Source organism: Nocardia sp. N2S4-5, assembly GCF_044628355.1.
In the GTDB taxonomy this organism is placed as follows: Bacteria; Actinomycetota; Actinomycetes; order Mycobacteriales; family Mycobacteriaceae; genus Nocardia; species Nocardia wallacei_B.
In genome coordinates this window covers 2,961,266-2,983,758 of sequence record NZ_JBIUPM010000001.1, presented here as the reverse complement: position 1 = coordinate 2,983,758, position 22,493 = coordinate 2,961,266, and the positions used below count along the sequence as shown (strand labels likewise).

Sequence of the window (22,493 nt, the reverse complement as noted above, 5' to 3'; positions counted from 1 at the left end):
CGCTTCTACCCGTGGTCCACGAGGGTGCGTGTGGCACCGTCGTGGTCGATTTCGACGCGGCGGAGTTCGGGCGGGGCGTCGACCAGGATGGTGGCCAGGACATGGCGGCCGGGCGGGAGGACGCGGACCGTGACGGTGCCGGAATTGGCCTTGTCCAACTGCTGGGCCACCTCGGCGACGACGGCGGAGACCAGGGTGTCCGGGGCGTCGGCCAGGCCGCCGTCGTCCAGCAGCAGAACCTCGACGCCGCGGCTGCGCGCACCGCGGGTGGCGGCGGCCAGTCCGGCGGTGGTGAGCGCGGGTGCGCGCAGGCCGTCCCGCAATTCCGCTTCCAGCAGGCGTGATTCGTAGCGTTCGGTGTCGGTGAGGCCCGCGCCCGCGGCGATCCGCTCCAGCATCGGGCGCGCGCGTTCATCCAGGCGTTCCAGTTGGCGGGCGCGCTCCTCGCCCTGTGCGCGCAGCGTGGCGCGGGCGGCGGCGCCCGCGGCGGACTCGTCGGCCAGGCGGCGCAGCGCGCGCAGGGTGGAGCGGGCGATCGCGGCGATCAGAATTCCGGTCACCACGATGATGAGCGGCGTCATCGACAGCGAGATGCCCTGTGTGCCGAGCCCGATGTCGAACATCGCCACCAGCGTCGTCGCGGCGATACCGAGCACCGCGTACCCGCTGCGCCCGCGGACGGCCAGGAAGCACAGCACCACCGAGGTGGCGTAGACCGTCCAGACGAACTCGTGCACCTGCACCGCCGCCACCCGGTGGTAGGCGATACCGGTGGCCACCGGACCGGCCGCGGCCACCGCCGCCGCGATCGGCCGGGGGAACGGCTCGATGTCGACGGTCAGCGTCGCCACCGCGGCGAGCGCGATCATGCTGTAGGCCAGCACGATTCCCGTCCGATGGTCGGGGAGGGCGCGCACGTTCGACAACGCCATCGACGCGATCGTCGCGAGCAGCACGACCGTCACCAGCGCACCCTGCCGCCCGCGCAGGCCGAGCAGCCCGCGCAGATCCCAGCGCTCGGGTTCGGCGGAGCTGGGCGTCTCCGGTCCTGTCTCCGGCTCGCGGACGCCGGTGCTGGGATGCACCCACACCAGCGTGACCGTCGTCCCCTGGCCCGGCGCGGACTCCACGAAGGCCGCGCCGCCGGGTAGGTCGGCCATCCGCGCGAGGATGCTGCGCCGCACGCCGAGCCGGTGCGCCGGCACCTCCTCGGTATCGAAACCCGCACCGTCGTCCCGCATTTCGACTTGCAGCGCTCCGGTGCCCACGGTCACGGTGACGTCGCGGCGCACCCGCCGCCCGGTGCCGCCGCCGTGCCGCAGGCTGTTGCGGACCGCCTCGGCCAGCGCCGCCGCGATGGTGTCGCAGACATCGGCGGGCACCCGCAGCCGCGCGAAGCCGGTGAGCCGCTTCGATCGGAACGTGATGCCCGGATTGATCGCCGACACCGTCGCCCGGAGCATTCCGATCGCGCGCAGCGCGTCCAATTCCCCGCCGCGCTCGCCGATCCGCCGGAATTCGTCGAACCGGCCCAGCGTCTTGCGGGCCAGCCGGCCCAGCGCGGTGGCGTCGCGCCCGCGCGAGGCGTCCAGCAGCGTCGACATCACGTCATCGTGAATGATCGCCGAGAAACGCGCGCGCTCACGGCTTTTCGCGTCGGCGGCCGCCACCTGGGCGGCGTCGCGCTCGGCCCGCTCGGACTCCTCGTCGAGGGTTCCCGCCGCGCGCAGCACCGTCACCAGCCCCCAGGTGAGCAGGCCCGCGATGCCGAAGTTCCGGCTGAAGTCCAGCAGCAGCGTCAGCCCGCGCACCCCGCCCTGGACCATGCCGTTGGCCACCGCGCCGCCGCCGATCACCAGCACCAGCGCCGCGGCCGCCACCCGCGGCCGCCACACCAGGGCGCCCGCCGCCGCACCCGGCGCCACGGTACGCAGCAGCCAGAACGGGTCGTCGCGCAGTTCCGGATGACGAATCGCGAACGGCAGCAACACGATCGCCGTCAGCGTCGCGAACACCATCCCGCCGCACATGCCCCGGACCACGCGCAGCGGCGCGACGAACGCCAGCACGGCCAGTGCCAGGCAACTCCCGAACACGGCGACGGCGGCCACCGGCGTCCACCACGGCGCCAGGTACCGCGCCTGCTGCCAGGCCTCCCGCGCCACCGCCGGTCCGAGCAGTACCCCGACCGCCCCGACCAGCAGCGCCGCCGAGCGGGTGATCCGCGCTGTCGCCGGACCCGCCTGCGCACCGATGGTTTCCGCCGGGGCAGCGGTCACGGCGACGTCCGGATCAGGCGCATGCGGGCGCACCACCCACCGAGGCCGGATCGCGCACCGCGTACGTGGCGTGCACGCGCTCGCGCGGCCGGAGATTGGTCTGCAGATGCGGCCGCACCGCGTCGCCGTCGCGGATGCCGAGCGTGCCGGAGTTCAGCAGTACGGCCGTGAAGATCTGGCCCTCCAGCAGTGCCAGCGAGGACCCGACGCAGACGTGCCGCCCCGCACCGAACGGCAGGTAGGCGTGCCGCGGCAGCTTCCGGTCGGGTGCGAAGCGGTCCGGGTCGAACGTCAGCGGGTTCGGGTACCACTCGGGCGAGCGGTGCATGACGTACGGGGCGACGAACACGACCGTGCCGCGCCGGACGTGATAGCCGCCGATCGTGGTGTCGCGCACGGCTTGTCGCAGGAAGGCCGGGGCGGGTGAGTACAGCCGCATGGTCTCCTTGAACACCTGCAGGCAGTACGGCAGATTCGGCAGGTCCGCGGCGGTCGGCAGGCGGCCGCCGAGCACACGGTCGGTCTCCGCGCGCGCCCGCTCGGCCACCTCCGGATGCCGCGACAGCGCGTACGCGGTCCAGAACTGGGCGTCGGAGGAGGTCTCGATCCCGGAGGCCCACAGGTTGATCGTCTCGTCCACGAGCTGATCGAAGGCCATCTCACCGTCGGCGTCGCGCACCTCGACGAGAGCCTGCAGGATGTCGGTGCCGGACGCGGCGCCGCTGCGGCGCGCCTCGACGAGTTCCCCGACCCGGCCGCGGATGTAGGCGATGTCGCGCACGAAGGCGCGGTTGCGGCGGGTCGGCACGAACAGCGGCGCTACGATCGGCCGACTCAGTAAGCGGATCTCCCAGTCGAAGATCCGGGTGATCGCCGCGAGCGCCTCCTCGTCGTCGGCCAGGGCCTCGCCCGCGAACAGTTCCCCCATGATGTCGTGGGTCAGCCGCTGCATGGCGTCGAGTGCGTCGAATTGCCCGGCGCCCGACCAGCGATCCAGGTGTGCGCGTACATGTTCGGCGATGGCGTCGACGTAGGCGGTCATGCGGCGCGGCGTGAACAGCGGGCCGATCAGGCCGCGCTGGCGCTGGTGCAACTCGCCCTCCGAGACGACCAGCCCGTTGCGCAGCGCGGGCCACAGCCCCAGTACCATCGCCCGGGCGCGGCCGAAGTCGGCGGCGTTGCCGACGAGCACTTCATGTATCGGATCCGGCGCGGCGACCAGCACGGCGCGTGCCGGGCCGAGCCGGAACTCGGTGATCGGTCCGCACTCGCGCGCCAGCCGCTGCATCACGGCCAGTGGGTCGCGCATCATGGTGACCATCTCGCCGAGTGGCGCGAATCTGCTGCTGCGTGGTGGCTGCGTCGGGTATGCGGCGCTGCTCCGGTCCATCATCGACAATCCTCCCGTGTTGTCGGCGTGCACAGCACCGCATCCACCCCGAATACAGTGTCGGCCGAGCGATCACATGCCCTCCCGACAGGAAAGCGGGTTGGCCGGCCGGCGTGCGAGTGCTGCTGATCATCTACCCCCGAGCATTGATCATCGACCAGTCTGACCGCGCGCGGAGGCGCTGCGAAGCCCCGAGATGTGGGGGCGCGCCCCGCCGCGACCGGCTGACCTCGGCATCGTCGAAAATAGCAGCCGGAAGGCACGGGTCGCAGGCATTCGGGAATGCTCCGCCGTGAACGTTTAACGCAAGTGCGTTAATCTCGCGGGCATGCGGATGCGTGGGCGCGGCTGTCGATTCCTGGCGTGGCTGGCCGCCCTGGCAGTGATGGTGGGGCCGAGCAGTGGCACTGCCGGCGCCGACGACTTCGGCCCGCGGCCGCCGGCGCACGACCGGTTGGGCCCGGCGGGGACGGCGACGATGCACGGCGACGCCGAGGCGTCGGACACCACACCCAATCCCGGGCCGGGCACCGGTCCGATCCGGGCGCGGTTCGTCGCACTGGGCGCCGCGTGCCCCACCATCCTGATCGCCGCGGACGGGCTGCCGCAGGCGCTGTGCACCAGCATCGCCACCCGCGCGCCCGTGCTGTATCTGCTGGATCCGGCGACCGGCGCGCCGCTGAGTTCGCTGCCGCTGGCGGCGAGCAGCCTCCTCGGCGGTGTCTACGGATACCTCGACGGCACAGGGGATTTCGTGGCGGCGACGGGCGGCGACTCGATCACCTGGATAGGCCACGAGCAAGCCCCCGACGGCGGCCGGCGGCTGTTCGCCCGCCGTACCGTCTCGGTCGCACCCGCCGTCACCGAGCCGTGCGGCGGGCCGGGGTGCGATGCCCTGGAATCGCTGGTGCCCGACCGGGACGGCCGCGTCTGGTTCGCCACCGAGCACGGCCGGGTGGGCTATCTCGATCCGGAAAGCGGTGCGGCCCAGGCCGTTACGTTGGGCTCCGGAGAGTCTGTCGCCAACAGCATCGCCGCCGCGACGGCGGGCGTCGCGGTCGCCGGTGATCACGCGCTGTACTTGGTCCGAGCAGGCGAATCGGGTGTCCCGCAGGTGATCTGGCGACAGGACTACGATCGCGGCCCGGCTCGCAAACCGGGCCAGTTGAGTTGGGGGACGGGCGCGACGCCGACCTTCTTCGGCCCGCGCACCGGTTCGGACTACGTGGCGATCACCGACAACGCCACTCCCCGCGAACATCTCCTGGTGTTCGACGCCCACACCGGCCACCCGGTGTGCTCGGTGGCGGTACTCCCGCCCGGCGCGAGCGGGACGGAGAACTCGCCGATCGGCGCGGGCCGCAGCGTATTCGTCGCGAGCACCTACGGCTACCCGTACCCCACGGGCGCGACCGGCCCCAGCGACCCGCCCGCGGCCGCCTTCACCGGTGGAATGACCCGCGTGGACCTCGACCCGTCGGGGTCCGGTTGCGCGGTGGCGTGGACCGATAACGTCGCGTCCGCGGCGGTTCCGCGACTGTCGTTGGCCGACAACGACATCTACACCCTCGACCGGGTACCGGCGTTGCCCGGCGGGACCACCACGCCCGCGGATGCCTTCGGCTACACGGTGATCGATGCCGCGACCGGCGCGGTCCGTACCCGGCAGCCGCTGGGCGCGGGCGTGCTCATGGATCCGTTGCAGATGGTCGGCTCCCTCGCGCCCGACGGCACCCAGTACCAGGGCGCCGCCACGGGACTGTTCCGCATCGCCCCCGGCCCGTGACCGCCGCACCGCCGGACGTACAGCGCCGGATCCTGTCCGCGGCCGAGCGGCATCGATGCCGTCTCGCTGCGGCAGATCGCGGCCGCCGCCGGGCAGCGCAACACCTCGGCCGTGGCGTATCACTTCGGCGGTAAACACGGGCTGGTCGCGGCGATCTACGCCTGGCGCATGGCCGATGTGAACGCCCGCCGACTGCGGCTGCTCGACGAACTGCACCGCACCGGCGGCGACAGCGACGTGGCGCGATTGGTCGCGGCCCTGATCGACCCGCTGGCCGAAACCCTGGAGGGCCGCGGCGAGCCGGGCTCGTACCTGCGATTCATGGCCGAGACCATGCGCAACCCCCGCTACGATCCCGCCGCGACCGCGGCCGCCCACCCCCACGCCGACAGCATCCGGTTGCTCACCGCACGCCTGCGCGCCGCCCTGCCGGGGCTGCCGGACAGCGTGCTCGCCGAGCGGCTGCGGCTGGCCTCGATGCTCATGGTCACCGCCCTCGCCGACCGCGAACACCAACTCCAGGAACCCGATTCGCACTCCAGGCCGGTCATCGGCCTGCCTGCGCTGCGCTCCGCCTGCTGGGCGATCCTCACCGGCCCCGCGGCTTAGCTCAGACCTGAGCGGGGGTGCGCTTGGCGGCGCCGCGCACCTGGAAGGCGTAGACGAACTCCATGATGCCCATGAAGATCAGCCACCACCCGGCCACCAGCGTCAGCGTCACGATCGAGCTGATCGGCCACACGACCAGCACGATGCCGCCGATCAGCAGCACGATGCCGTAGAAGATCGACCAGCCGCGCCCGGGGACGCCGGACGGCGCCTCGGTGCCGGCGATCAGCACCGCGATACCGCGGAACAGCCAGCTGATCCCGATCCACAACGCCAGCAACACGATCGCGTCACCGATGTGCCGGAAGCTGAAGAACGCCAGGATGAACGACAGGATGCCGCTGAGGATCGACAACACCCGCCATCCGGTGCCGACGTGCGCGCCGAAGGCCGCCACCAGCTGGAAGATGCCGGAGACCAGCAGATATACGCCGAAGAGGACACCGGCGACGACCAGCGTCGGACCCGGCCACACCAGGACCAGGATGCCCACCACCACCGACAGCAGACCGATAACCACCAGGGACTGCCACGCGCCACGGGCCAGTTGATGCAGCGGCCCCTCGAGAACTCCTTCTTTGCTGGTTGTCATCTGGGAAGGATAAGTCCAGCTGGGCGAATAGCGCACTATTAGCCAGTCTCGAACTCATTACGGCGGTAGAGCCCGCTAGACGCGAGCGATGGCCCGCCCTCGGTGCACGCGGGCGAAATGCCCCGGCGGCTGCCCCTTCCACGAGCGGAAGGCGGAGGTGAAGGCCGAGACGCTGGAGTAGCCGAGCCGTTCCGCGACGTTCTCGACGGTCAGCCCGGCGACGAGCAACTCCTCGGCCAGCATGCCGATGGTCTCGTTGCTCAGTTCGCGGAAGGTGGTGCCCTCGTCGGCGAGGCGGCGGCGCAGCGTGCGCACGCTGACGTCGAGATCCGCGGCGACGCGGGACTGGTCGGTGACCCCGCCGTGCCGGATCAGCAATTCCCGCACCCGGCCGCTGACCCCGCCGCGGCTGCGGCGGCGCTGCATGATGTCGGCGCACTGTTGTTCGTAGAAGCGCGCCGTCGCCGCGTTCGACTGCGGGAGCGCCACATCCAGTGTGCTGCGGTGCCAGGCCATCAGTGAGCGCGGCGCGCCGAAGGTGATCTTGTCGACGCCGAGCATCGTCGCGAACATCTCGTAGACCGGATGCGGCTCCACGGTCACCTCGACACGCAGGGTCGGCACTCGCATCGGAACCAGGTCCTGCTGGATGGTGGCGATCGCCGAGAAGTCCCGTTCCAGGGTGAATCGGCGCAGTTCCGATGGCACGCCGCTGTCGTCGCGCACCAGCCACAGTTCGTCACCGTGCTCGACCAGGGCGTGCCGGGCGATGGTGAACCACAGGTCGGCGTAGCGCACCCCGATGTCCGCGGCGTGGCGCAGGGTGGGGCTGCTCATCACGGCGAAGCCGAGCACGCCGAACGACGGTGGGTGGCACAGCAAACCGGCCATCAGGCCCAGGCCGGGCTCGTTGTGCACGCCGTCGACCACGTTGCGCAGCAGCGTGAGTTCCTGGGCGAGGGTGATCTCGCCGCCGGGATCCTGCAGCTGTTGTTCCCGAATTCCGGTGCCCCGCAGGATGTCCGGCATCCGCAGACCGCGAGTGACCGCGTAGTCCACCAGCAATGCCACACCGTTGATCGACCGCACCTGCGCAGGCTCGTCCACCTAGGCATCGTCGCAGAAATCGGCGCTCCGGTGGCCCGAATCCGCTGATCTATTCGATAACCGTATGACCAACGCCCGCACCGATACCCGATGCCGGCCCGGCGAACCGGACGCGCTACTCTACGGTAAGTTTGCTGGATTCGGCCGATATTAGCCGGTATCTGGCCCATTGCCCGCTGGTTGCGGAATAAGTTGGGTCATACGGTTTCTGGCATGCCGCACCGCTTCCGTGCCGCTGCCACCACGCTCGGAGTGAACCGAATGCTGTCCACCTATCCGAATACCGCCGGGAATGCCCGGATCACCGTCACCGCGCCCGGCGACGGCCGTGCTCTGGGCACCGTGCCGACACACGATGCCGAGCACGTCCGCGCCGCGGTGGCCGCACTGCGCGACGCCCAGACGTCTTGGCGGGCAATGGGTGTCGTCCGCCGCGTGCACTGGCTCACGCGATTCCGGGAATGGTTGTCCGGCAACGAGGAAATGCTGGTCGAGTCGCTCGCGGCGGAAACTGGGAAGTCGGTTGCCGCGGCTTTGCGGGAACTGCGCCTCGGCATCGACGTCATCGATTACCATCGCACGCATGGTGCCGACTTTCTCGGAGCACCGTGGCAGCGTACGCACGGCAACCCGAGTGTCGCGTTGCAACTGGCGATCACCTACCGCCCGTGCGCGGTGGTCGGTGTCCTCTCGCCCTGGACCTATCCGCTGGCGTCGACGCTGCTCGACGCGGTGCCGGCCCTGATGGCCGGTTCGGCGGTGCTGGTGAAGCCCTCGACCGTGACCCCGCTGACGGTGCGCGCGGTGGTCGAGGGCTGGGCCGGGCTCGGGGCGCCGCCGGTGCTGGAGTTCGCGGCCGGTCCCGACGCGGGCCCGGCCGTCGTGGACACCGTCGACTACGTGCATTTCACCGGCTCGCCGGAAACGGGGAAGGTCGTCGCGCTGCGTGCGGCCGCCCGGCTCATTCCGTGCCGGTTGGGGCTCGGCGGAAAGTCGTCGGCGATCGTGCTGGCCGACGCCGATCTGGGCGCGGCGGCCGCGGGCATCGCGCTGGGCGGGCTCGCCGATGCCGGGCAGAGCTGCCACAGCATCGAGCGGGTGTTCGTCGCGGCGCCCGTGTACGACGAATTCGTGGATCGGCTGGTCACCGAGGTCGTCGCGTTCGGCGCCGCCGATCCCGACGATCCCCGCGTCGAGCCGATGACGTCGGCGGCGCACGTGCGGCATCTCCGGCACCAGGTGCACGACGCGCTGTCGAAGGGCGCCACACTGCATCTCGGCGGGACGGCCGACGGCCAGGTCTTCGCGCCCACCGTGCTGGGCGGCGTCGATCCGGCGATGATCGTGCTGACCCAGCAGACGCTGGGCCCGATTCTGCCGGTCGTCCGGGTCGCCGACGCGGCGGCGGCCTCGACGCTGGCCAATGATCCGTGCGGTCCGTGCGCGAGCATCTGGACCGCCGATGACGCGGCCGGCCGGTACGTCGCCGGTCGGCTGCTGGCGGCACGAGTGGGACGCAACGACGTCTCGATCCATCTCGCGCCGCCTGGGTACGTGTAATGCCCACTGCATCAAGGTAATTCGGAATCCATGAGAGAGTCATGAACACCTGTTGCGAATATCCTTCGGATACTGTCACTTTCGGGTCGGGGGAGGTGAGGTGATGGGCGGCTGGCAGGTTTTCGCCGCGACCATGGTTCTGGTCGGCGCGATGGCCGTCGTGGTGCTGAACGTGCGTCCGCAGCGCCTCCCGACCGGCCGCACCTCCGTCGCCGAGATTCGCCAGCGGTTGCTGGCCGAATCCGTCCCGCCCGCGATGCCGGTGGCCGCCGCCCTGTCCCACAGCGCCCCCGACCGCCGCTTCGAGGTGCCGGAGGCCCACCGCACCATGCAGGAACACCTCGACTGCTCGGTCGGCGACTGCCCCCGCAAGGCGGCGGCCTACCAGGCACTGGTGGCGGCGGGTCGCATCAAGCCCCGCTGATTCGCGCGCTGCGCGGTCCGGTGGCTCGTATCGCCGCGAGTGGAGGAAACCGTGTGCCCCGGCGTGGGGTAGAGGCGGAAATCCGAGGTTGCGGCGCGGCCGGTAGCTGATGTGCGGCGGTCCACCGGGTTTCGATGGAGAGTGTGAGCTGCTCGGCTCAGGCTCGCAGAGGTGCGGGAATGCCCGCGATCTGCGAACAAGGAGTGCTCATGATCGTCGTCACCGGAGCCACCGGGACCGTCGGCCGCCTCGTGGTCGAGCAGTTGTGCGCGATGGGCGCGCGGGTACGAGCCGTCACCCGGCGTCCGTCCGCCGCGAGTCTGCCCGCGGGTGTCGAAATCGTGCGCGGCGACTTGGGCGAGCCTGACGGGTTGCCCGGCGTGCTCGCGGGCGCGGACCGGGTCTTCCTCCTGTCGGCGGGGCCCGAACTGCCGCGGCACGATGCCGCCGTCGCCGCCGCGGCCGCCCGCGCCGGTGTCTCGCACATCGTGAAACTGTCCTCCGGCCGCGCCGGTGACGCGGCCGCGACCGACCCGATCCCGGCGTGGCACCGCGCGGGTGAGCGGGCGGTCCGGGCGAGCGGGGTGCCGTGGACCATGGTGCGCCCCTTGGGTTTCATGGCCAACGCGCTGCATTGGGCGCCGACCGTGCGCGACCACGACACCGTGTACGCCCCCTACGGTCAGGGCCGGATCGCCGTCGTCGATCCGTACGACATCGCCGCCGTCGCCGCGAAAGCCCTCACCGAACCCGGTCACGAGGGCCGCGTCCACACCCTCAGCGGCCCGCGCCCGCTCACCCCGGGCGAGCAGACCGAGATCCTCGCCGAGGTGCTCGGCCGCCCGCTGCGCTTCGTCGAGACCACACCCGAGCAGGCGCGTGCCGCGCTGCTCCGATTCGGTATCGAGGCCGAAATGGCCGACGCCATCATGGCTTTGCGCGCTACGGCCCTGGAGTCGTTCACCTCGGTGGTCCATCCGACGGTCGAGGAAATCACCGGCCGTCCGCCGCGCACCTTCCTCGACTGGGTGCTGGAACAACGCGCATCCTTCGCCTGACTCCGGCCGACCGGTGCGGTCAATCCGGTGGCGTCCAGTCGGCGACCAGTTCCAGCAGGCCGGGGAAGCGCTGCTCGAGATCGTCGATGCGCACCTGACTGCGGCGCTCCAGCCCGTACTGCCGCTGCCGCAGCACCCCTGCCTCGCGCAGGGCTCGGAAGTGGTGTGTCAGTGAGGATTTCGGCCGCGGAATGCCGAACCATCCGCATGGGTGATCGAAGTCCTCGGCCTCGAGCAGCAGCGTCCGCACGATGCCCATGCGCAGCGGGTCGCTGAGCGCGCCCAGCACCGTCTCCAGCCGGATCTCGGCGGCGGGCGGCTCGGGTAGCGGCTCCGGTGTGCCCGGCGGTTCGGGGGGCCGCGCCCAGGCGGCGCGGGTCGCGGTCGTGGCCATGTCCACACTGTACGACTTTTCTCGTAGTGGTGCTACAGTACGATTTCTCTCGTACTTATACGAGATTTCTCGTACTAGGAGGATCGGATGACTACCCTGGCCCCACGCGCCCCGGCGCCGGCCGAACCCGTGCGAACCGGACGCATCTGGCTCGCCGCCTGGCCGGTGTTCGCGGTGTTCGTCCTGTCCAACGCGGCCACTCCGCTGTATCCGCTCTGGCAGCAGCGGCTCGGCTTCTCGGCCGGGACGATGACGGTGATCTTCGCCGGATACATCGTGGGCCTGATCGGCGCGCTGCTGGTGGCGGGCGTGCTGTCCGATCGGATCGGGCGGCGGCCGGTGCTGTTGCCGGGACTGCTGCTCGCGCTGGTGGCGTGCGCGCTGTTCATGACCGCGGGGTCGGTGCCGATGCTGGTCGCCGCGCGGGTGCTGACCGGTGTCGCGGTCGGTGCCACCGTCTCGGCCGGGATGGCGGCCGTCGCCGACGTGGCCGGGGCGGGCAGGAAGGGCGCGGCGGCGCTGGCATCGTCCACGGCGATGGTGTTCGGTGCGGGCACGGGGCCATTGCTCGCGGGGCTGCTGTCGCAGCTGCTCCCGATGCCCACCGTGCTCGTCTTCGCCGTCGAGATCGGGCTGCTGGTCTCCGCGGGCGTGGTAGTCGTCGGGCTCCCGTCCGCCGGGTCGAAAACCGGAGTCCGACTGCGTATTCCGTTCGTGCCGCAGAGCAATCGCCGACAGTTGGCGGCCGGTATCGCGGTGTTCGCGCCCGGCATCACCGCCACCTCGTTCGTGCTCTCGCTGGGACCGGCTCTCCTGATCGAACTGCTCGGCGCGGGCAACCGGATCGTCGCGGGCGCCATGGCCTTCGCGATGTTCGCGGCGGCCACCGCGGCCCAGTTCGCCGCGCGCTCACTCACGACTCGGTCGATACTGTCGGCCGGTGCGGCGGCCACGATCGCGGCCATGCTGGCACTGGGGGTCGCCCTGGTTGCGAATTCGCTCGTGGCGCTGGTCGCGGCCGCGATGCTGGCCGGCGCCGGACAGGGGCTCGGACAACTCGGCGGGCTGACCCTCCTACTCACCGCGGTCCCGGAAACCCGCCGCGCCGAGGCCAATTCCGCCCTGAACATCGGCGGCTACATCCCGGCCGCCGCCCTCCCGACGGCAACCGGCTACCTCGGCGACGCCCTCGGATTACCTTGGAGCGCAGGACTGTTCGCGGCACTACTCGGCCTGCTGGCCTTGGCGGGCGCCGGGGTCGCGCGCTGGGCGACCAGGGACAGCCGACCGGTGTCATCGGGCGCGCACGCCGGGTAATCGCCTTTCGAGAGATACTGCTTCTCAGCGCTTTGCAGCGGATCGTCGTCCGCGCAGCAGCGCGATCGCGACGACCGCCCAGATCACCGCCAGCGCCACCGCCAGCCCCACGGCGTACGGGCGGTCGACGACGGTCGGATTGCCCGCGATCGCGTGCCGACGATCGATCACCGGCACCGCGATCAGCAGCAACGTCACCGTGCAGGTAGCGCCGTGGGCCGGCGGCGACCATCGGGCGGGCGGCAGCAGGCGACGCATGGTGACCCCGACGGCGGCACACAGCGGCGCGAAGACGAAGTCGTGCAACAGAATTCCGGCGACGAACCAGGTCGCCACCGATCGCAGGTCGGCGGCGTTCATCGGCGCCAGCAGGGTCGCGCCGTACCAGGCCGCGGCGACGCCACCGAGGGCGAGCAGCAACCGAATCACCGTCATGCCGTCACCTCCACGGCCGCCAGCCACTTGGTCTGCAGTACGCCCGGACGGTTGGGCGCGATGAGACGGCACGGATATCCATGGTCGAGATCGAGCTGTTCGCCGTTGAGCCGCAAGGCGATCAGCGTGTCGGCGGCGATCACGTGCGGAGGGGGCAGCACCGACTCCCGATACAACCCGCCCTGCTCCAGTGACACGAAACGCACACTGCCACCGGGATATTCGCCGACCGCCGCGAGCAGATCGCGCAGCCGTACCCCGCTCCAGTGCGCCGACGCACTCCATCCTTCGACGCAGGTGATCGGCAGTGCCGCCGCAGACTGTGGCAGCGCGCGCAACTCGTCGAGGGCGAACTCTCGGCTGCGGCCGCCGACCCGGACCCGCAGGCGGTACGCCGGGTCACGCGCGGCATCCGCGACGGCGGCGTCGCCCGCGGTCCGGTTGACCGGAAGCCCCTGCGGCCCGGAACCGGAGCGGGGCGCCAGGATTGAGACCCGGCGCAGGAAGGGAACGGTCTGACCGGCCGTGGCCAGCCCGGCGACAGCGGCGGCGATGGCGGCGGCGGTCAGCACGGAACGCCGTGAAATCCCTTGTCCGACAGCGCCGCCGTCGGTCTCAACGGATTCCGGATCGTCCACCGGTCGCCGCAGCGCGGTCCGCACCGACGGCAGTTTGACCGCCAGATGCACCGCCATCGCACCGAAGGCGACATAGGCCATCGCGTAATGCGTTGTGGTGAAGAAGAACTTCCACGGATACCACTGCGCGATATTGCACAGCCCGGTCGCCAGCTGAAAGATCACCGAGCCCACCAGCATGGCCACCGACGCCCGCTCGAGCAGTCGCAGCGGATTGCCGAACAGCGGCCGCGCGAACAGCCGCGGATAGACCGACCACAACTTGACCAGCAGCAGCGGAACGGCCGCGATCCCCGAGATCACGTGGGCGCCCTGGGTCAGCCGGTACAGCCACACCGGATGCGCGGGCCAGACGAACCAGCCGGGCGGATGCTGAATCCAGTGGCTGATCAGCCCGGTCGCGAAGCACACCGTGACCGCCACGCCGAGCACGCTGCCGACCCGGGCGGTCACCGCGATCGAACGGGCGGTCGAGATCCGTGTGGCGAGCCGCCGCGGGAGCAGCAGCCGAGTCTCCCGGAACGGAGTGTCCTGCGTCATCGAGTGACCTATCCGTGTGGGGCCGGTTCCGCGGCGGACAGCGCGGATCCGCTGTCCGCCAAGCGCTTCGGGTGCAGCCGTGCGAAGGTGTGCGGGAAGCGCCCGTGGTACTCCGCGGCCACCGCGACCGCGTCCTCGACGGTATCCACGTCGGACAGCGTCGGCAGGCGATGCACCCGGCAGCCGAACTCGCGCAACGCCGCTCGCGTTTGCGCACCGGTGCTGCCGGTGGACATCGGCACCTCGGTCAGCACGCGCGCCGGGGCCGGTTCGGTGAGACCCAGTGCCCACCAGCCGCCGTCGGTGGCGGGGCCGAGCACCGTATCGCCGCTGTCGAGCAGCCGCGCGGCGCCCGCGGCCAGTACCGCCGGACCGGCCTGCGGCGTGTCCATGCCGATCTGCAGCACCGGCGCGCCCAGCTCCGCGGCATCGTGGTGGGCATGGGCGAGCCGCTGCCCGAAGGTGTCGCCGCGCTGCGGGACCAGCGTGAATTCGGCCAGCGCGGCGGCGAGTTCGGCGGCGTGTTCGGCCAGGTCCAGATCGCCGGTCCAGGCGACCACGCGATGCCGGAGGCCGCTGTGCCGCACCGCCGCCAGCGTGTCCAGCAGCGCGGCGGCCGCCAGCTGCGCGGCCTCGCGCGGCGAGAACGGCGGTGTGAGACGGGTTTTGGCGAATCCGGCGATGGGCGCCTTGGCGACCACCAGGGCCGTGGCGTCGAGGGATCTCATCGCACGCTCCAGAAGTCGCGCACGGCACGCACGGTGCCCCGCACCGAACCGGAGATCTTGGACACGCCGTGGCTGCGCGGCCGATAGCTGATGTCGCGCTCCACGATTCGCCATTGCGCCCGGGCCGCGCGGATCAGCAGCGCCAGCGGATAACCCGAGCGCGGATGCAGCGGGCCCAGCGCCAGCAGCCGGTCCCGGCGGGCGACCCGCATGGCCGCGATGTCGTGCACCGGCAGCCCGTGGCGGCGGCGCAGCAGCCCGGCGATCACCATGTTGCCCAGCCGGGCGTGCCACGGCCAGGCTCCCGCGCCGACCGGCCGTCGCCGCCCCACCACCATGTCGACATCCGGATCCAGGTGTTCGAACAATTCCGGCAACTCCCCGGCATCCATCGACCCGTCGCCGTCCAGCACGGCGACCACGGCCGTCTCGGCGGCACACACACCGGCGTGCACGGCCGAGCCGTAACCCGGATTCGGCTCGCCGATCACGGTCGCGCCGCCGGCCCGGGCCACCGCGGCGGTCTCGTCGGTGGACGCGTTGTCGACCACGATCACTCGATATCCGGTCGGCACCGCGGCCAGCACGGCGGGCAGTGCTCCGGCTTCGTTGTGGCACGGAATCACCACGGTGATATCGCATGCGCTGCGGGTATCGGTCACAGGGGAACCGTAGGCCAGAGTCTGGCGTCCGCGGCCCAGCGAACCGGTGACGAAAGTATGACGCCGCGGGCCGCCTGTGCCCTTCGGCGGGTTTCCGCGCCCGGTGCGGCCTAGGGTGAACGCTGTGCGACAGGCGACCCTTCCCCGCGTCCGGCGTGCCGGCGTCCGAGCCGACCTGGTGTGCGCCGGACTGGCCGCCGCGCTCGTCGCGGTCGCCTTTCTCGTCCCGCGAATGCACGGCGAACAATGGCGGGAGCGGGTCTACGCCGCCGCCGCGCCGATCTTCGGCCAGTGGCTGCCGCACGTCGGCTGGGGGACGGGCCCGGCGATCGCGGTCGCGGTGCTGGTCGTCGTGCTGGGCCCCACCGCCGCCCGACAGCTGCCGTGGCGGCGGCTGTTGGCGCTGACCTGGGTGACCGCGGTGGTGTGGGCGTTCTCGCTGGCGCTGGTCGACGGCTGGCAGCGCGGCTTCGTGGGCCGCCTGACCAGCGGGCACGAGTACTTGCACGAAGTCGGCGGCGTCGGTGACATCGGGGCGATGCTGCGCGGTTTCGCCGGGCGCATCCTCGACTTCCAGCCGGATTCGTGGACGACGCACGTGTCCGGGCACCCGCCCGGCGCACTGCTGGTGTTCGTGCTGCTGGATCGGGTCGGGCTCGGTGGCGGCGCGTGGGCCGCGGTGGTGTGCGTGCTGGCCGGATGCAGTGCGGCGGTGGCCGTCCCGGTGGCGCTGAACGCCCTCGGTGCGCCCGAACGTGCCAGGGCCGCAACACCTTTCCTCGCCTTGGCGCCCGCGGCGATCTGGCTCGCGGTGTCGGCCGACGCGCTGTTCGCGGGCGTCGCGGCCTGGGCGGTGGCGCTGCTGGCGGTCGCGACCCGGCCCGGCGCGGGGCGGACACCGGCCGCTGTCGGGTCCGGCTTGCTGTTCGGGTTCGGCCTATATCTGAACTACGGCCTGGTGCTCATGGTCATCCCCGCGGCGGCCGTCGTGGCCGCGCGCGGGCTGCGGCCGGTGCTGCCCGCGCTGCTCGGCGTCGCCGTCGTGGTGGTGGCGTTCACCGCGGGCGGCTTCTGGTGGCTGGAGGGCTATCACCTTGTGGTGCAACGGTATTACCAGGGCATCGCCAGCGAGCGCCCGTATTCCTATTGGGTGTGGGGCAATCTGGCCGCGACGGTGTGCGCGGTGGGCTTGGCGACCGCGGCGGCCGGGCCGCGTGTGGCGCGGGGCCTGGCGCTCGGCGCGGCCCTGACCGGGCCGAATTCGGCGGGGCGGCAGTCTCTTTCGCTGTCGACGTCGTGGTCCTCGAAAACCGCTGGGTATCTGGCTGATTGGCGCTCCGCCGTCGATCCCGCCGCCCTGCTCGCGGCGGCGGCCCTGCTCGCGATCCTCGCCGCGGACCTGAGCGGGCTGAGCAAGGCGGAGACCGAGCGGATCTGGTTGCCGTTCGACATGTGGCTGCTCGCCGCCACGGCCTTGCTGCCGCCGCGCTCGATGCGCTGCTGGCTCGCCGTCCAGACGGTGGCGACGCTGCTGCTGGCTCATCTCCTTCTCACGAATTGGTAAGTCCCATGCGCATTCTGGTGGCCGACGACGACGCGGTGGTGCGGGAGGTGGTGCGCCGATATCTGGAACGCGACGGGCTGACCGTCGTGGAGACCGCCGACGGCCCCGCGACCGCGGCGGTGCTGGCGCGCAACGACATCGATCTGGCCGTGCTGGACGTGATGATGCCGCCGCCGGACGGCATCGAACTGTGCCGCGCGGTGCGCGCCGGCCGACACCCCGACATGCCGATCATCCTGCTCACCGCGCTCGGCGAGGAGGAGGACCGGGTGCTGGGCCTGCGGTCCGGCGCCGACGACTACCTCGTCAAGCCCTTCAGCCCACGCGAACTCGCGCTGCGGGTGGCGTCGGTGCTGCGACGGGCGCACCGCCCGCCGCCTGCCGCGGAACAGGTGCTGCACAGCGGTGCGATCGAGGTGCGCCCCGGCGCCCAGTCGGTGCTCGTCGATGGTCGGCGGGTGGAATTGACCGCCCGTGAATTCGACCTGCTGGCCTTCCTGCTCGCCCATCCGCAGCGCGTGTTCGGCCGTGCCGAACTGCTGGAACGGGTGTGGGGATGGACATTCGGCGATCAGTCCACCGTCACCGTGCACATCAAACGCTTGCGTGCCAAACTCGGTGCCGCGCACCGGATCGAGACGATCTGGGGTCGCGGCTATGCGTGGGGCCGCCCCGGAGAGGACATCGATGCCGACTGACATGGCGGCCCTGATCGGGTACGCGCTGGCCGGATCGGTGCCCGTGGTGGCCCTGGGCGCCGTGGCGATCCGGCTCACCCACAACCGCAGCCTCACCACCAGCATGGTTGTGCTGGTGCTGATTCCGACCCTGGCGACCCTGGTCGGAGTGGTTTCGGTGAGCGGGATGATGTTCACCGACGAGCTGCGCCGGATCGGCGTGGTGCTCGCGGTGGTCACGCTCGTCGGCGTGTCCACGGCCATCGTGCTCGGCCGGATCCAGGCGCGCAAGACGGTCTGGGAGAAGCAGATGATCGAACAGGAGCGCGCCGCCGAGCGATCCCGTCGAGAGCTGGTGGCCTGGGTCAGCCACGATCTGCGCACCCCGCTGGCGGGCATCCGGGCCATGGGGGAGGCCCTGGTCGACGGCGTGATCGACCGGCCCGAAACCATCGAGCGGTACGCGCGGCAGATAGTGCGCGAGACCCATCGGCTCTCGGCGATGGTGGACGATCTGTTCGAGATGTCGAAGATCAACTCGGGAGCGCTGCGGCTCGAACTGGAACCGGTGGATCTGCGTGAACTCATCGACGAAGTGACCGCCGCCAACCAGCCGACCGCTGCCCGAGTGCGGGTGGAACTGACCGCGCGGCAACCGGATTCGCGGATCATGGTGTCCGCCAGCGACCGAGCGCTGACCCGGGCGCTGACCAACCTGGTCACCAACGCCATCGAGCACACGCCGCCCGATGGTCGCATCGCGGTCTCCGCCGGTATCTCCGGCGATCACGCCTGGGCCCGCGTGGACGACAGCGGCCCGGGCATCGATCCGGTCGACCTGCCCCGCATCTTCGAGATCGCCTACCGCGGCACCGCCGCCCGCTCCCCGGCCGCGGACACCGGCACCAACAGCGGCATGGGCCTGGCCATCGCCGCAGGCCTCGTCCGAGCCCACCGCGGCACCGTCACCGCGCACAACCGGGAAGTCGGCTGCCGCTTCGAGATTCGCCTACCGCTATCGGAAGCCCCGCGCGACGTGTGATCGGCCAGGTCAGTCCCGCCACCGGGCCTGGGCGCAGCTACGTCGATCTCGTCGTCGGGCCTGGGCGCAGGTAGGTCGACCTCGCCACCGGGCCCGGGCGAACCAGGTCGGCCTCGTCGTCGGGTGTGGGGCGCGGCTAGGTCGGCCTCGTCGTCGGGTGTGGGGCGCGGCTAGGTCGGCCTCGTCGTCGGGTGTGGGGCGCACTAGGTCGATCTCGTCGTCCGGCCTGGGTCGTCGCCAGGGCGTTTCTCCGTGGCGGTCTGTCTCGTTGGATCCTTTACCGCCATGTCGGGGCGCCGGTGGCTGCGGCGGAACGCAGTGGGGCGGTGGCGAATTCGGCGAGTCCCGCGGCCGGGGAGATCGTGGCGCGGAAATCCAGGACCTCGGCCGCGCGTTCGGGACTTGCCACGATGTGGCGCACGTCGCCGGGACGGTACTCGCCGGTGACTACGGGCGGCTTGCCGTCGGAGGCGCGAGCCAACAGCTCTGCGACCGTGCGGATGTCGATCGGGATGCCCGAGGAGACGTTGAGAGGCACGAAGCCGGGCAGCGGCTTGCGGATCGCGGCGACATTGGCGGCGGCGATATCGCGCACGTGCACGAAATCCCGCATCTGCCCGCCGTCCTCGAATACGCGCGGCGCCTCACCCGCTTCCAGTGCCGAGCGGAAGATCGCCGCGACTCCGGAATACGGTGTGTCCCTGGGCATCCCGTCGCCGTACACGTTGTGGTACCGCAACGCGGTCACCGAGCCGCCGGTCGCCGCCGCCCAGGCGCACGCGTAATTCTCCTGCGCCACTTTGCTCGCCGCGTACAGGCTGCGCGGGCGCAGCGGGCTGTCCTCTCCGATCGGCGCCCAATGCAGGGGTTCGCCGCTCACCGGATCGCAATGGTCGAACCGGCCGCGATCGAGATCCTCGCCGCGGCGCGGGGGCGGATCGGCGGTCTCGTGACCCGCGCCACGATAACGGCCCTCGCCGTACACCACCATGGACGACGCCAGCACCAGCCGCCGCACCCCGGCCCGCGCCATCGCCGCCAGCAGGACGGCGGTGCCCAGATCGTTGTGGCTGGCGTACGCGGGGGCGTCGGCGGCGCTGACTCCCGCGCCCACGACCGCTGCCTGGTGGCACACCACATCCACCCCGGCCATCAGGGCCGCCACCGCGTCGGGATCGCGGACATCGGCGAGCCGCACCCCGCCGGGCGGTGCGGCGTCGTGGCCGTGGGCGGCGGCGAGCATGAGATCGGCCGCCACCACTTCCGCGCCCGCGTCGGTCAGCGCGCTGCGGACGTGTGAACCGATGAACCCGGCGGCGCCGGTCAGCAGGACCCGCATCGGCTCAGGCGGGCAGGACGGTCGGTGGCATCATGCCCACGATCTTCGCCGCTGCGAGCCGCCGGAGCGCGGAACGCGGCGGGTGCGTCACGGATCGGTAAGAAATTCAGGCGACGGCGTAGTCGCCGAGGCCCGGTTCGAGCATGTCGAAGACCCGGGCAGCTTCATCGGTGATCGTGGTCACGATGCGCCGCCGCGCCATGCCGCGCAGGGTGAGTTCCTGGACGCGCTGGAACAGCAGACGATGGGCGGCGCCGAACTGCGCGGCCGCGGCGCGCCGCACGATGTCGTCGCCCGGTAGCACCTCGGCAAGGGCGCGCTCGCGCAGTTCGTGCAGTTCGCGCAGGCGCGCCACGAGCGTGGGGCTGTCGGCGATCAGGCGGCAGAAGTCCGGGCCCGAGAAGCCGGCCAACGCATCGAAACGTGCTGCGGCGTCGCGGAATTCGCGGCGCAGCGCGGCCAGGGCCGATTCGCCCGCCGCGCGCGCGGTGACGATGTCGGCGAGCGAGGAGACGAACTCGGCGTGGATGTCGAGGGCCAGGTCCTCCTTGCGCGGGAAGTAGTTCGTCACCGTCTTCTTGGCGACCCGGGCCGCCGTCGCGACCTCGGCGATGGTGGTGGCCTCGAACCCGCGCTCGATGAACAGGCGCGTGGCGTGGTCGGAGATCGACTGCCGGGTCTCACGCTTCTTGCTCTCCCGCAGTCCCAGGGTGTCGGCGTTCATGGCCAGAACTTACCACGGTAGTAAATTTATCCTTGACCGATTAAGTAGCTCGAACATAAACTTACGTCCGTCGTAATTATTGGAAGGAGGTCGGGATGCTTCCTCGGAACAGTTGCTGACAAGACATGCCAACCGCTGCCGGACATTCCGGTGCCGAACCGACGAAAGGCACGATCAGTGCGCAAGATTCGATTCACGGGAACCCCCGAACTCGTCGACGGACCGCGACCGGAGGCGGGTGCAGGGCAACTGCTGGTCCGCACCGAGCTGGTCGGCGTCCATGTCGGCGTGCTGCGAATGCTGAAGTCCGGCAGGGCATCCGAGCCCGGCGGCGAGATGGTGGGCACCGTGGTCGCGGTCGGCCCCGGCGTCAGTGACTCCTGGCTGGGCAAGCGGGTCGGCGGCGTGGTGTTCGAGGCCGTGTACGCCGAATACGTGCTCGCGGCACCGGCTCTCGTCACGGAGCTGCCCGCCGGTGTCGACGCCGCCGACGGTCTCGCCGTGGTGCGCGGTGGTCTGGTGGCGCTGGGCGCGGTTCGTGCCGGCGGCTGCGCGGCAGGGGAGTCGGTGCTGGTCACGGCCGCGGCCAGCGGGAGCGGTCATCTCGCGGTGCAGATCGCCCGGGCGCTGGGAGCCGCCCGGGTGGTCGGCGCGGTCGGCGCCACGGACAAGGCGGGGTTCGTCCGCGACTGCGGCGCCGACGCGGTGCTGTCCTACACCGAACCGTGGCAGGAGCGGTTCGACGTGGTGGTGGACGGCGTCGGCGGCGAACTGGTCGGCCGCGGCGTGGCCGCACTCGCGCCGCACGGCCGGTTCGTGGCCTACAGCGCGGGCGGCGGCACGGTCGAGGTCGGCAGCCTCCTGGCGGATCTGAAGACCGTCACCGGATTTTCGGTGGGGCTGCTGGCCCGCACCGAACCGGAGGTGATCGAGTCCTATCGTGCCGAACTGTGGAAGCTACTGGCCGACAACCATATTCGGCCACGCCATGTGGAATTCGCGTTCGATCGCCCGGCCGCGGCGCTGGAACTGGTGGCGACGCGGCGCAATCGGGGCCGCGTCATGCTCCGGACCGGTTGAGTCTCGGGCGTCAGAGCACCGCCTGGGTCTGGGTGACCTTGGCGACGAGTTTCCCGGCGTCGTCGTGGATCTCGGTTTCCACCACGATGAAGCTGCGCCCGGCGTGCAGCGCCCGCGCGGTGGCCACGGCGTACCCGGACCGCACCGCGCGCAGGAAGTTCGTCTTCGACTCCACGGTCGTCGTGCCCTGCTTGCCCTCGGGCAGATTCAGGAACGCGCACACCGCACCGGTCGCGTCCGCCAGCGACATCAGCACGCCGCCGTGCAGCACCCCACCCAGCGTGCACAGGCTCTCGTCCCAGGCCAGTCGGCTGCGCACCACGTCGCGCCCGTGCTCGAGCACCTCCACCCCGAGCCGCTCGGTGAACGGCATGGTCCGGTGAAACAGCTGCGTACCCTCGGCATCGATCATGCGACGAGCATGCCGGACGGCCACCGGCGCGTCGATTACCCACGGGGTAATGGCCACCGCTATGCCGCGGCGACGGCGGGACGCACGCGCGGCACCCGATGCGCCCGCGCCCGGACCACCAGAGCGATCGGTGCGC

Annotated in this window: 22 protein-coding genes; 10 read left to right on the top strand and 12 right to left on the bottom strand. The window is 71.2% G+C overall.

All coding sequences use genetic code 11. The annotated features are described in order from the left end of the window. Nucleotides 1-5: 5 nt before the first annotated feature. Together ACFMRZ_RS13410 and ACFMRZ_RS13405 are read right to left on the bottom strand one after the other, a co-directional pair. Nucleotides 6-2,279 carry an ATP-binding protein gene (locus ACFMRZ_RS13410; protein WP_400179408.1) on the bottom strand — a complete coding sequence of 758 codons (2,274 nt, stop codon included), beginning with the start codon at nucleotides 2,277-2,279 and terminating at the stop codon, nucleotides 6-8. Between the two features lie 13 nt (nucleotides 2,280-2,292). Then, nucleotides 2,293-3,672, bottom strand: a complete 1,380-nt coding sequence (locus tag ACFMRZ_RS13405; protein ID WP_400179407.1) for a cytochrome P450 — start codon at nucleotides 3,670-3,672, stop codon at nucleotides 2,293-2,295. Between the two features lie 325 nt (nucleotides 3,673-3,997). Here ACFMRZ_RS13405 and ACFMRZ_RS13400 point away from each other — a divergent pair, with 325 nt between their 5' ends. Further along, complete coding sequence (locus tag ACFMRZ_RS13400) at nucleotides 3,998-5,455, top strand: hypothetical protein (RefSeq protein ID WP_400179406.1); 1,458 nt, start codon at nucleotides 3,998-4,000, stop codon at nucleotides 5,453-5,455. Between the two features lie 111 nt (nucleotides 5,456-5,566). Then, nucleotides 5,567-6,064: a hypothetical protein gene (locus tag ACFMRZ_RS13395; RefSeq protein ID WP_400179405.1), complete on the top strand. Its 498-nt coding sequence runs from the start codon at nucleotides 5,567-5,569 to the stop codon at nucleotides 6,062-6,064. A gap of 1 nt (nucleotide 6,065) precedes the next feature. On the opposite strand, the gene ACFMRZ_RS13390 is transcribed toward ACFMRZ_RS13395, so the two are convergent. Continuing rightward, nucleotides 6,066-6,656 (bottom strand): HdeD family acid-resistance protein, encoded by a 591-nt coding sequence (locus ACFMRZ_RS13390; RefSeq protein WP_280274070.1) that lies wholly within the window; start codon nucleotides 6,654-6,656, stop codon nucleotides 6,066-6,068. 75 nt (nucleotides 6,657-6,731) lie between these two features. After that, nucleotides 6,732-7,763, bottom strand: coding sequence for an AraC family transcriptional regulator (locus tag ACFMRZ_RS13385; RefSeq protein WP_280274069.1), 1,032 nt, complete (start codon nucleotides 7,761-7,763; stop codon nucleotides 6,732-6,734). Nucleotides 7,764-7,976: 213 nt separating this feature from the next. On the opposite strand from ACFMRZ_RS13385, the gene ACFMRZ_RS13380 reads away from it, so the two are divergent. The 3 genes from ACFMRZ_RS13380 (at nucleotide 7,977) to ACFMRZ_RS13370 (ending at nucleotide 10,805) form a co-directional block, all read left to right on the top strand. Continuing rightward, nucleotides 7,977-9,323 carry an aldehyde dehydrogenase family protein gene (locus tag ACFMRZ_RS13380; RefSeq protein WP_400179404.1) on the top strand — a complete coding sequence of 449 codons (1,347 nt, stop codon included), beginning with the start codon at nucleotides 7,977-7,979 and terminating at the stop codon, nucleotides 9,321-9,323. Between the two features lie 103 nt (nucleotides 9,324-9,426). Next, the gene (locus ACFMRZ_RS13375) at nucleotides 9,427-9,747 is read left to right on the top strand and encodes a hypothetical protein (protein WP_400179403.1); all 321 of its coding nucleotides are present in this window, start codon (nucleotides 9,427-9,429) and stop codon (nucleotides 9,745-9,747) included. Nucleotides 9,748-9,956: 209 nt separating this feature from the next. Continuing rightward, nucleotides 9,957-10,805: an SDR family oxidoreductase gene (locus ACFMRZ_RS13370; RefSeq protein ID WP_400179402.1), complete on the top strand. Its 849-nt coding sequence runs from the start codon at nucleotides 9,957-9,959 to the stop codon at nucleotides 10,803-10,805. Nucleotides 10,806-10,824: 19 nt separating this feature from the next. On the opposite strand, the gene ACFMRZ_RS13365 is transcribed toward ACFMRZ_RS13370, so the two are convergent. Next, nucleotides 10,825-11,199 (bottom strand): ArsR/SmtB family transcription factor, encoded by a 375-nt coding sequence (locus ACFMRZ_RS13365; protein ID WP_400179401.1) that lies wholly within the window; start codon nucleotides 11,197-11,199, stop codon nucleotides 10,825-10,827. Nucleotides 11,200-11,286: 87 nt separating this feature from the next. On the opposite strand from ACFMRZ_RS13365, the gene ACFMRZ_RS13360 reads away from it, so the two are divergent. Further along, nucleotides 11,287-12,516 carry an MFS transporter gene (locus ACFMRZ_RS13360; RefSeq protein ID WP_400179400.1) on the top strand — a complete coding sequence of 410 codons (1,230 nt, stop codon included), beginning with the start codon at nucleotides 11,287-11,289 and terminating at the stop codon, nucleotides 12,514-12,516. 24 nt (nucleotides 12,517-12,540) lie between these two features. Here ACFMRZ_RS13360 and ACFMRZ_RS13355 read toward each other — a convergent pair whose 3' ends face one another. Genes ACFMRZ_RS13355 through ACFMRZ_RS13340 form a run of 4 tightly spaced genes read right to left on the bottom strand, consistent with a single transcriptional unit; the run spans nucleotide 12,541 to nucleotide 15,519 of the window. Beyond that, on the bottom strand, nucleotides 12,541-12,951 hold the full coding sequence (locus ACFMRZ_RS13355; RefSeq protein WP_400179399.1) for a hypothetical protein: 411 nt from the start codon (nucleotides 12,949-12,951) through the stop codon (nucleotides 12,541-12,543). Continuing rightward, entirely contained in the window at nucleotides 12,948-14,129 is a 1,182-nt protein-coding gene (locus ACFMRZ_RS13350; protein WP_400179398.1) for a molybdopterin-dependent oxidoreductase, read from the bottom strand. Before ACFMRZ_RS13350 ends, ACFMRZ_RS13355 begins: the two co-directional genes overlap by 4 nt. Before the next feature lie 8 nt (nucleotides 14,130-14,137). Next, on the bottom strand, nucleotides 14,138-14,857 hold the full coding sequence (locus ACFMRZ_RS13345) for a DUF2064 domain-containing protein (RefSeq protein WP_400179397.1): 720 nt from the start codon (nucleotides 14,855-14,857) through the stop codon (nucleotides 14,138-14,140). Further along, on the bottom strand, nucleotides 14,854-15,519 hold the full coding sequence (locus ACFMRZ_RS13340) for a glycosyltransferase family 2 protein (RefSeq protein ID WP_280274062.1): 666 nt from the start codon (nucleotides 15,517-15,519) through the stop codon (nucleotides 14,854-14,856). Before ACFMRZ_RS13340 ends, ACFMRZ_RS13345 begins: the two co-directional genes overlap by 4 nt. A 232-nt stretch (nucleotides 15,520-15,751) precedes the next feature. On the opposite strand from ACFMRZ_RS13340, the gene ACFMRZ_RS13335 reads away from it, so the two are divergent. From ACFMRZ_RS13335 to ACFMRZ_RS13325, 3 genes are read left to right on the top strand one after another with little or no spacing between them, the layout of a single operon-like run. Then, on the top strand, nucleotides 15,752-17,083 hold the full coding sequence (locus tag ACFMRZ_RS13335; RefSeq protein ID WP_400182852.1) for a hypothetical protein: 1,332 nt from the start codon (nucleotides 15,752-15,754) through the stop codon (nucleotides 17,081-17,083). Nucleotides 17,084-17,088: 5 nt separating this feature from the next. Beyond that, nucleotides 17,089-17,781, top strand: coding sequence for a response regulator transcription factor (locus ACFMRZ_RS13330; protein WP_400179396.1), 693 nt, complete (start codon nucleotides 17,089-17,091; stop codon nucleotides 17,779-17,781). After that, nucleotides 17,771-18,802: a sensor histidine kinase gene (locus ACFMRZ_RS13325; RefSeq protein ID WP_400179395.1), complete on the top strand. Its 1,032-nt coding sequence runs from the start codon at nucleotides 17,771-17,773 to the stop codon at nucleotides 18,800-18,802. The genes ACFMRZ_RS13330 and ACFMRZ_RS13325 overlap by 11 nt, the downstream gene beginning before the upstream one ends. A gap of 277 nt (nucleotides 18,803-19,079) precedes the next feature. On the opposite strand, the gene ACFMRZ_RS13320 is transcribed toward ACFMRZ_RS13325, so the two are convergent. Further along, nucleotides 19,080-20,141 carry an NAD-dependent epimerase/dehydratase family protein gene (locus tag ACFMRZ_RS13320; protein ID WP_400179394.1) on the bottom strand — a complete coding sequence of 354 codons (1,062 nt, stop codon included), beginning with the start codon at nucleotides 20,139-20,141 and terminating at the stop codon, nucleotides 19,080-19,082. A gap of 106 nt (nucleotides 20,142-20,247) precedes the next feature. Next, the gene (locus ACFMRZ_RS13315; protein WP_400179393.1) at nucleotides 20,248-20,865 is read right to left on the bottom strand and encodes a TetR/AcrR family transcriptional regulator; all 618 of its coding nucleotides are present in this window, start codon (nucleotides 20,863-20,865) and stop codon (nucleotides 20,248-20,250) included. Between the two features lie 177 nt (nucleotides 20,866-21,042). On the opposite strand from ACFMRZ_RS13315, the gene ACFMRZ_RS13310 reads away from it, so the two are divergent. Next, a complete protein-coding gene (locus ACFMRZ_RS13310) occupies nucleotides 21,043-21,945 on the top strand; it encodes a zinc-binding alcohol dehydrogenase family protein (protein WP_400179392.1) in 903 nt (300 codons plus the stop codon). 10 nt (nucleotides 21,946-21,955) lie between these two features. Here ACFMRZ_RS13310 and ACFMRZ_RS13305 read toward each other — a convergent pair whose 3' ends face one another. After that, nucleotides 21,956-22,357, bottom strand: coding sequence for a PaaI family thioesterase (locus ACFMRZ_RS13305; RefSeq protein ID WP_280361661.1), 402 nt, complete (start codon nucleotides 22,355-22,357; stop codon nucleotides 21,956-21,958). Nucleotides 22,358-22,493: the final 136 nt, after the last annotated feature.

Bases quoted from the DNA above. Each gene is read 5' to 3' on its own strand.
- ACFMRZ_RS13330 (WP_400179396.1), top strand. From the start codon at position 17,089: ATGCGCATTCTGGTGGCCGACGACGACGCGGTGGTGCGGGAGGTGGTG.
- ACFMRZ_RS13320 (WP_400179394.1), bottom strand. From the start codon at position 20,141: ATGCGGGTCCTGCTGACCGGCGCCGCCGGGTTCATCGGTTCACACGTC.
- ACFMRZ_RS13305 (WP_280361661.1), bottom strand. From the start codon at position 22,357: ATGATCGATGCCGAGGGTACGCAGCTGTTTCACCGGACCATGCCGTTC.
- ACFMRZ_RS13335 (WP_400182852.1), top strand. From the start codon at position 15,752: ATGCACGGCGAACAATGGCGGGAGCGGGTCTACGCCGCCGCCGCGCCG.
- ACFMRZ_RS13390 (WP_280274070.1), bottom strand. From the start codon at position 6,656: ATGACAACCAGCAAAGAAGGAGTTCTCGAGGGGCCGCTGCATCAACTG.
- ACFMRZ_RS13350 (WP_400179398.1), bottom strand. From the start codon at position 14,129: ATGACGCAGGACACTCCGTTCCGGGAGACTCGGCTGCTGCTCCCGCGG.
- ACFMRZ_RS13370 (WP_400179402.1), top strand. From the start codon at position 9,957: ATGATCGTCGTCACCGGAGCCACCGGGACCGTCGGCCGCCTCGTGGTC.
- ACFMRZ_RS13365 (WP_400179401.1), bottom strand. From the start codon at position 11,199: ATGGCCACGACCGCGACCCGCGCCGCCTGGGCGCGGCCCCCCGAACCG.
- ACFMRZ_RS13345 (WP_400179397.1), bottom strand. From the start codon at position 14,857: ATGAGATCCCTCGACGCCACGGCCCTGGTGGTCGCCAAGGCGCCCATC.
- ACFMRZ_RS13325 (WP_400179395.1), top strand. From the start codon at position 17,771: ATGCCGACTGACATGGCGGCCCTGATCGGGTACGCGCTGGCCGGATCG.
- ACFMRZ_RS13355 (WP_400179399.1), bottom strand. From the start codon at position 12,951: ATGACGGTGATTCGGTTGCTGCTCGCCCTCGGTGGCGTCGCCGCGGCC.
- ACFMRZ_RS13360 (WP_400179400.1), top strand. From the start codon at position 11,287: ATGACTACCCTGGCCCCACGCGCCCCGGCGCCGGCCGAACCCGTGCGA.
- ACFMRZ_RS13400 (WP_400179406.1), top strand. From the start codon at position 3,998: ATGCGGATGCGTGGGCGCGGCTGTCGATTCCTGGCGTGGCTGGCCGCC.
- ACFMRZ_RS13315 (WP_400179393.1), bottom strand. From the start codon at position 20,865: ATGAACGCCGACACCCTGGGACTGCGGGAGAGCAAGAAGCGTGAGACC.
- ACFMRZ_RS13380 (WP_400179404.1), top strand. From the start codon at position 7,977: ATGCCGCACCGCTTCCGTGCCGCTGCCACCACGCTCGGAGTGAACCGA.
- ACFMRZ_RS13405 (WP_400179407.1), bottom strand. From the start codon at position 3,672: ATGATGGACCGGAGCAGCGCCGCATACCCGACGCAGCCACCACGCAGC.
- ACFMRZ_RS13375 (WP_400179403.1), top strand. From the start codon at position 9,427: ATGGGCGGCTGGCAGGTTTTCGCCGCGACCATGGTTCTGGTCGGCGCG.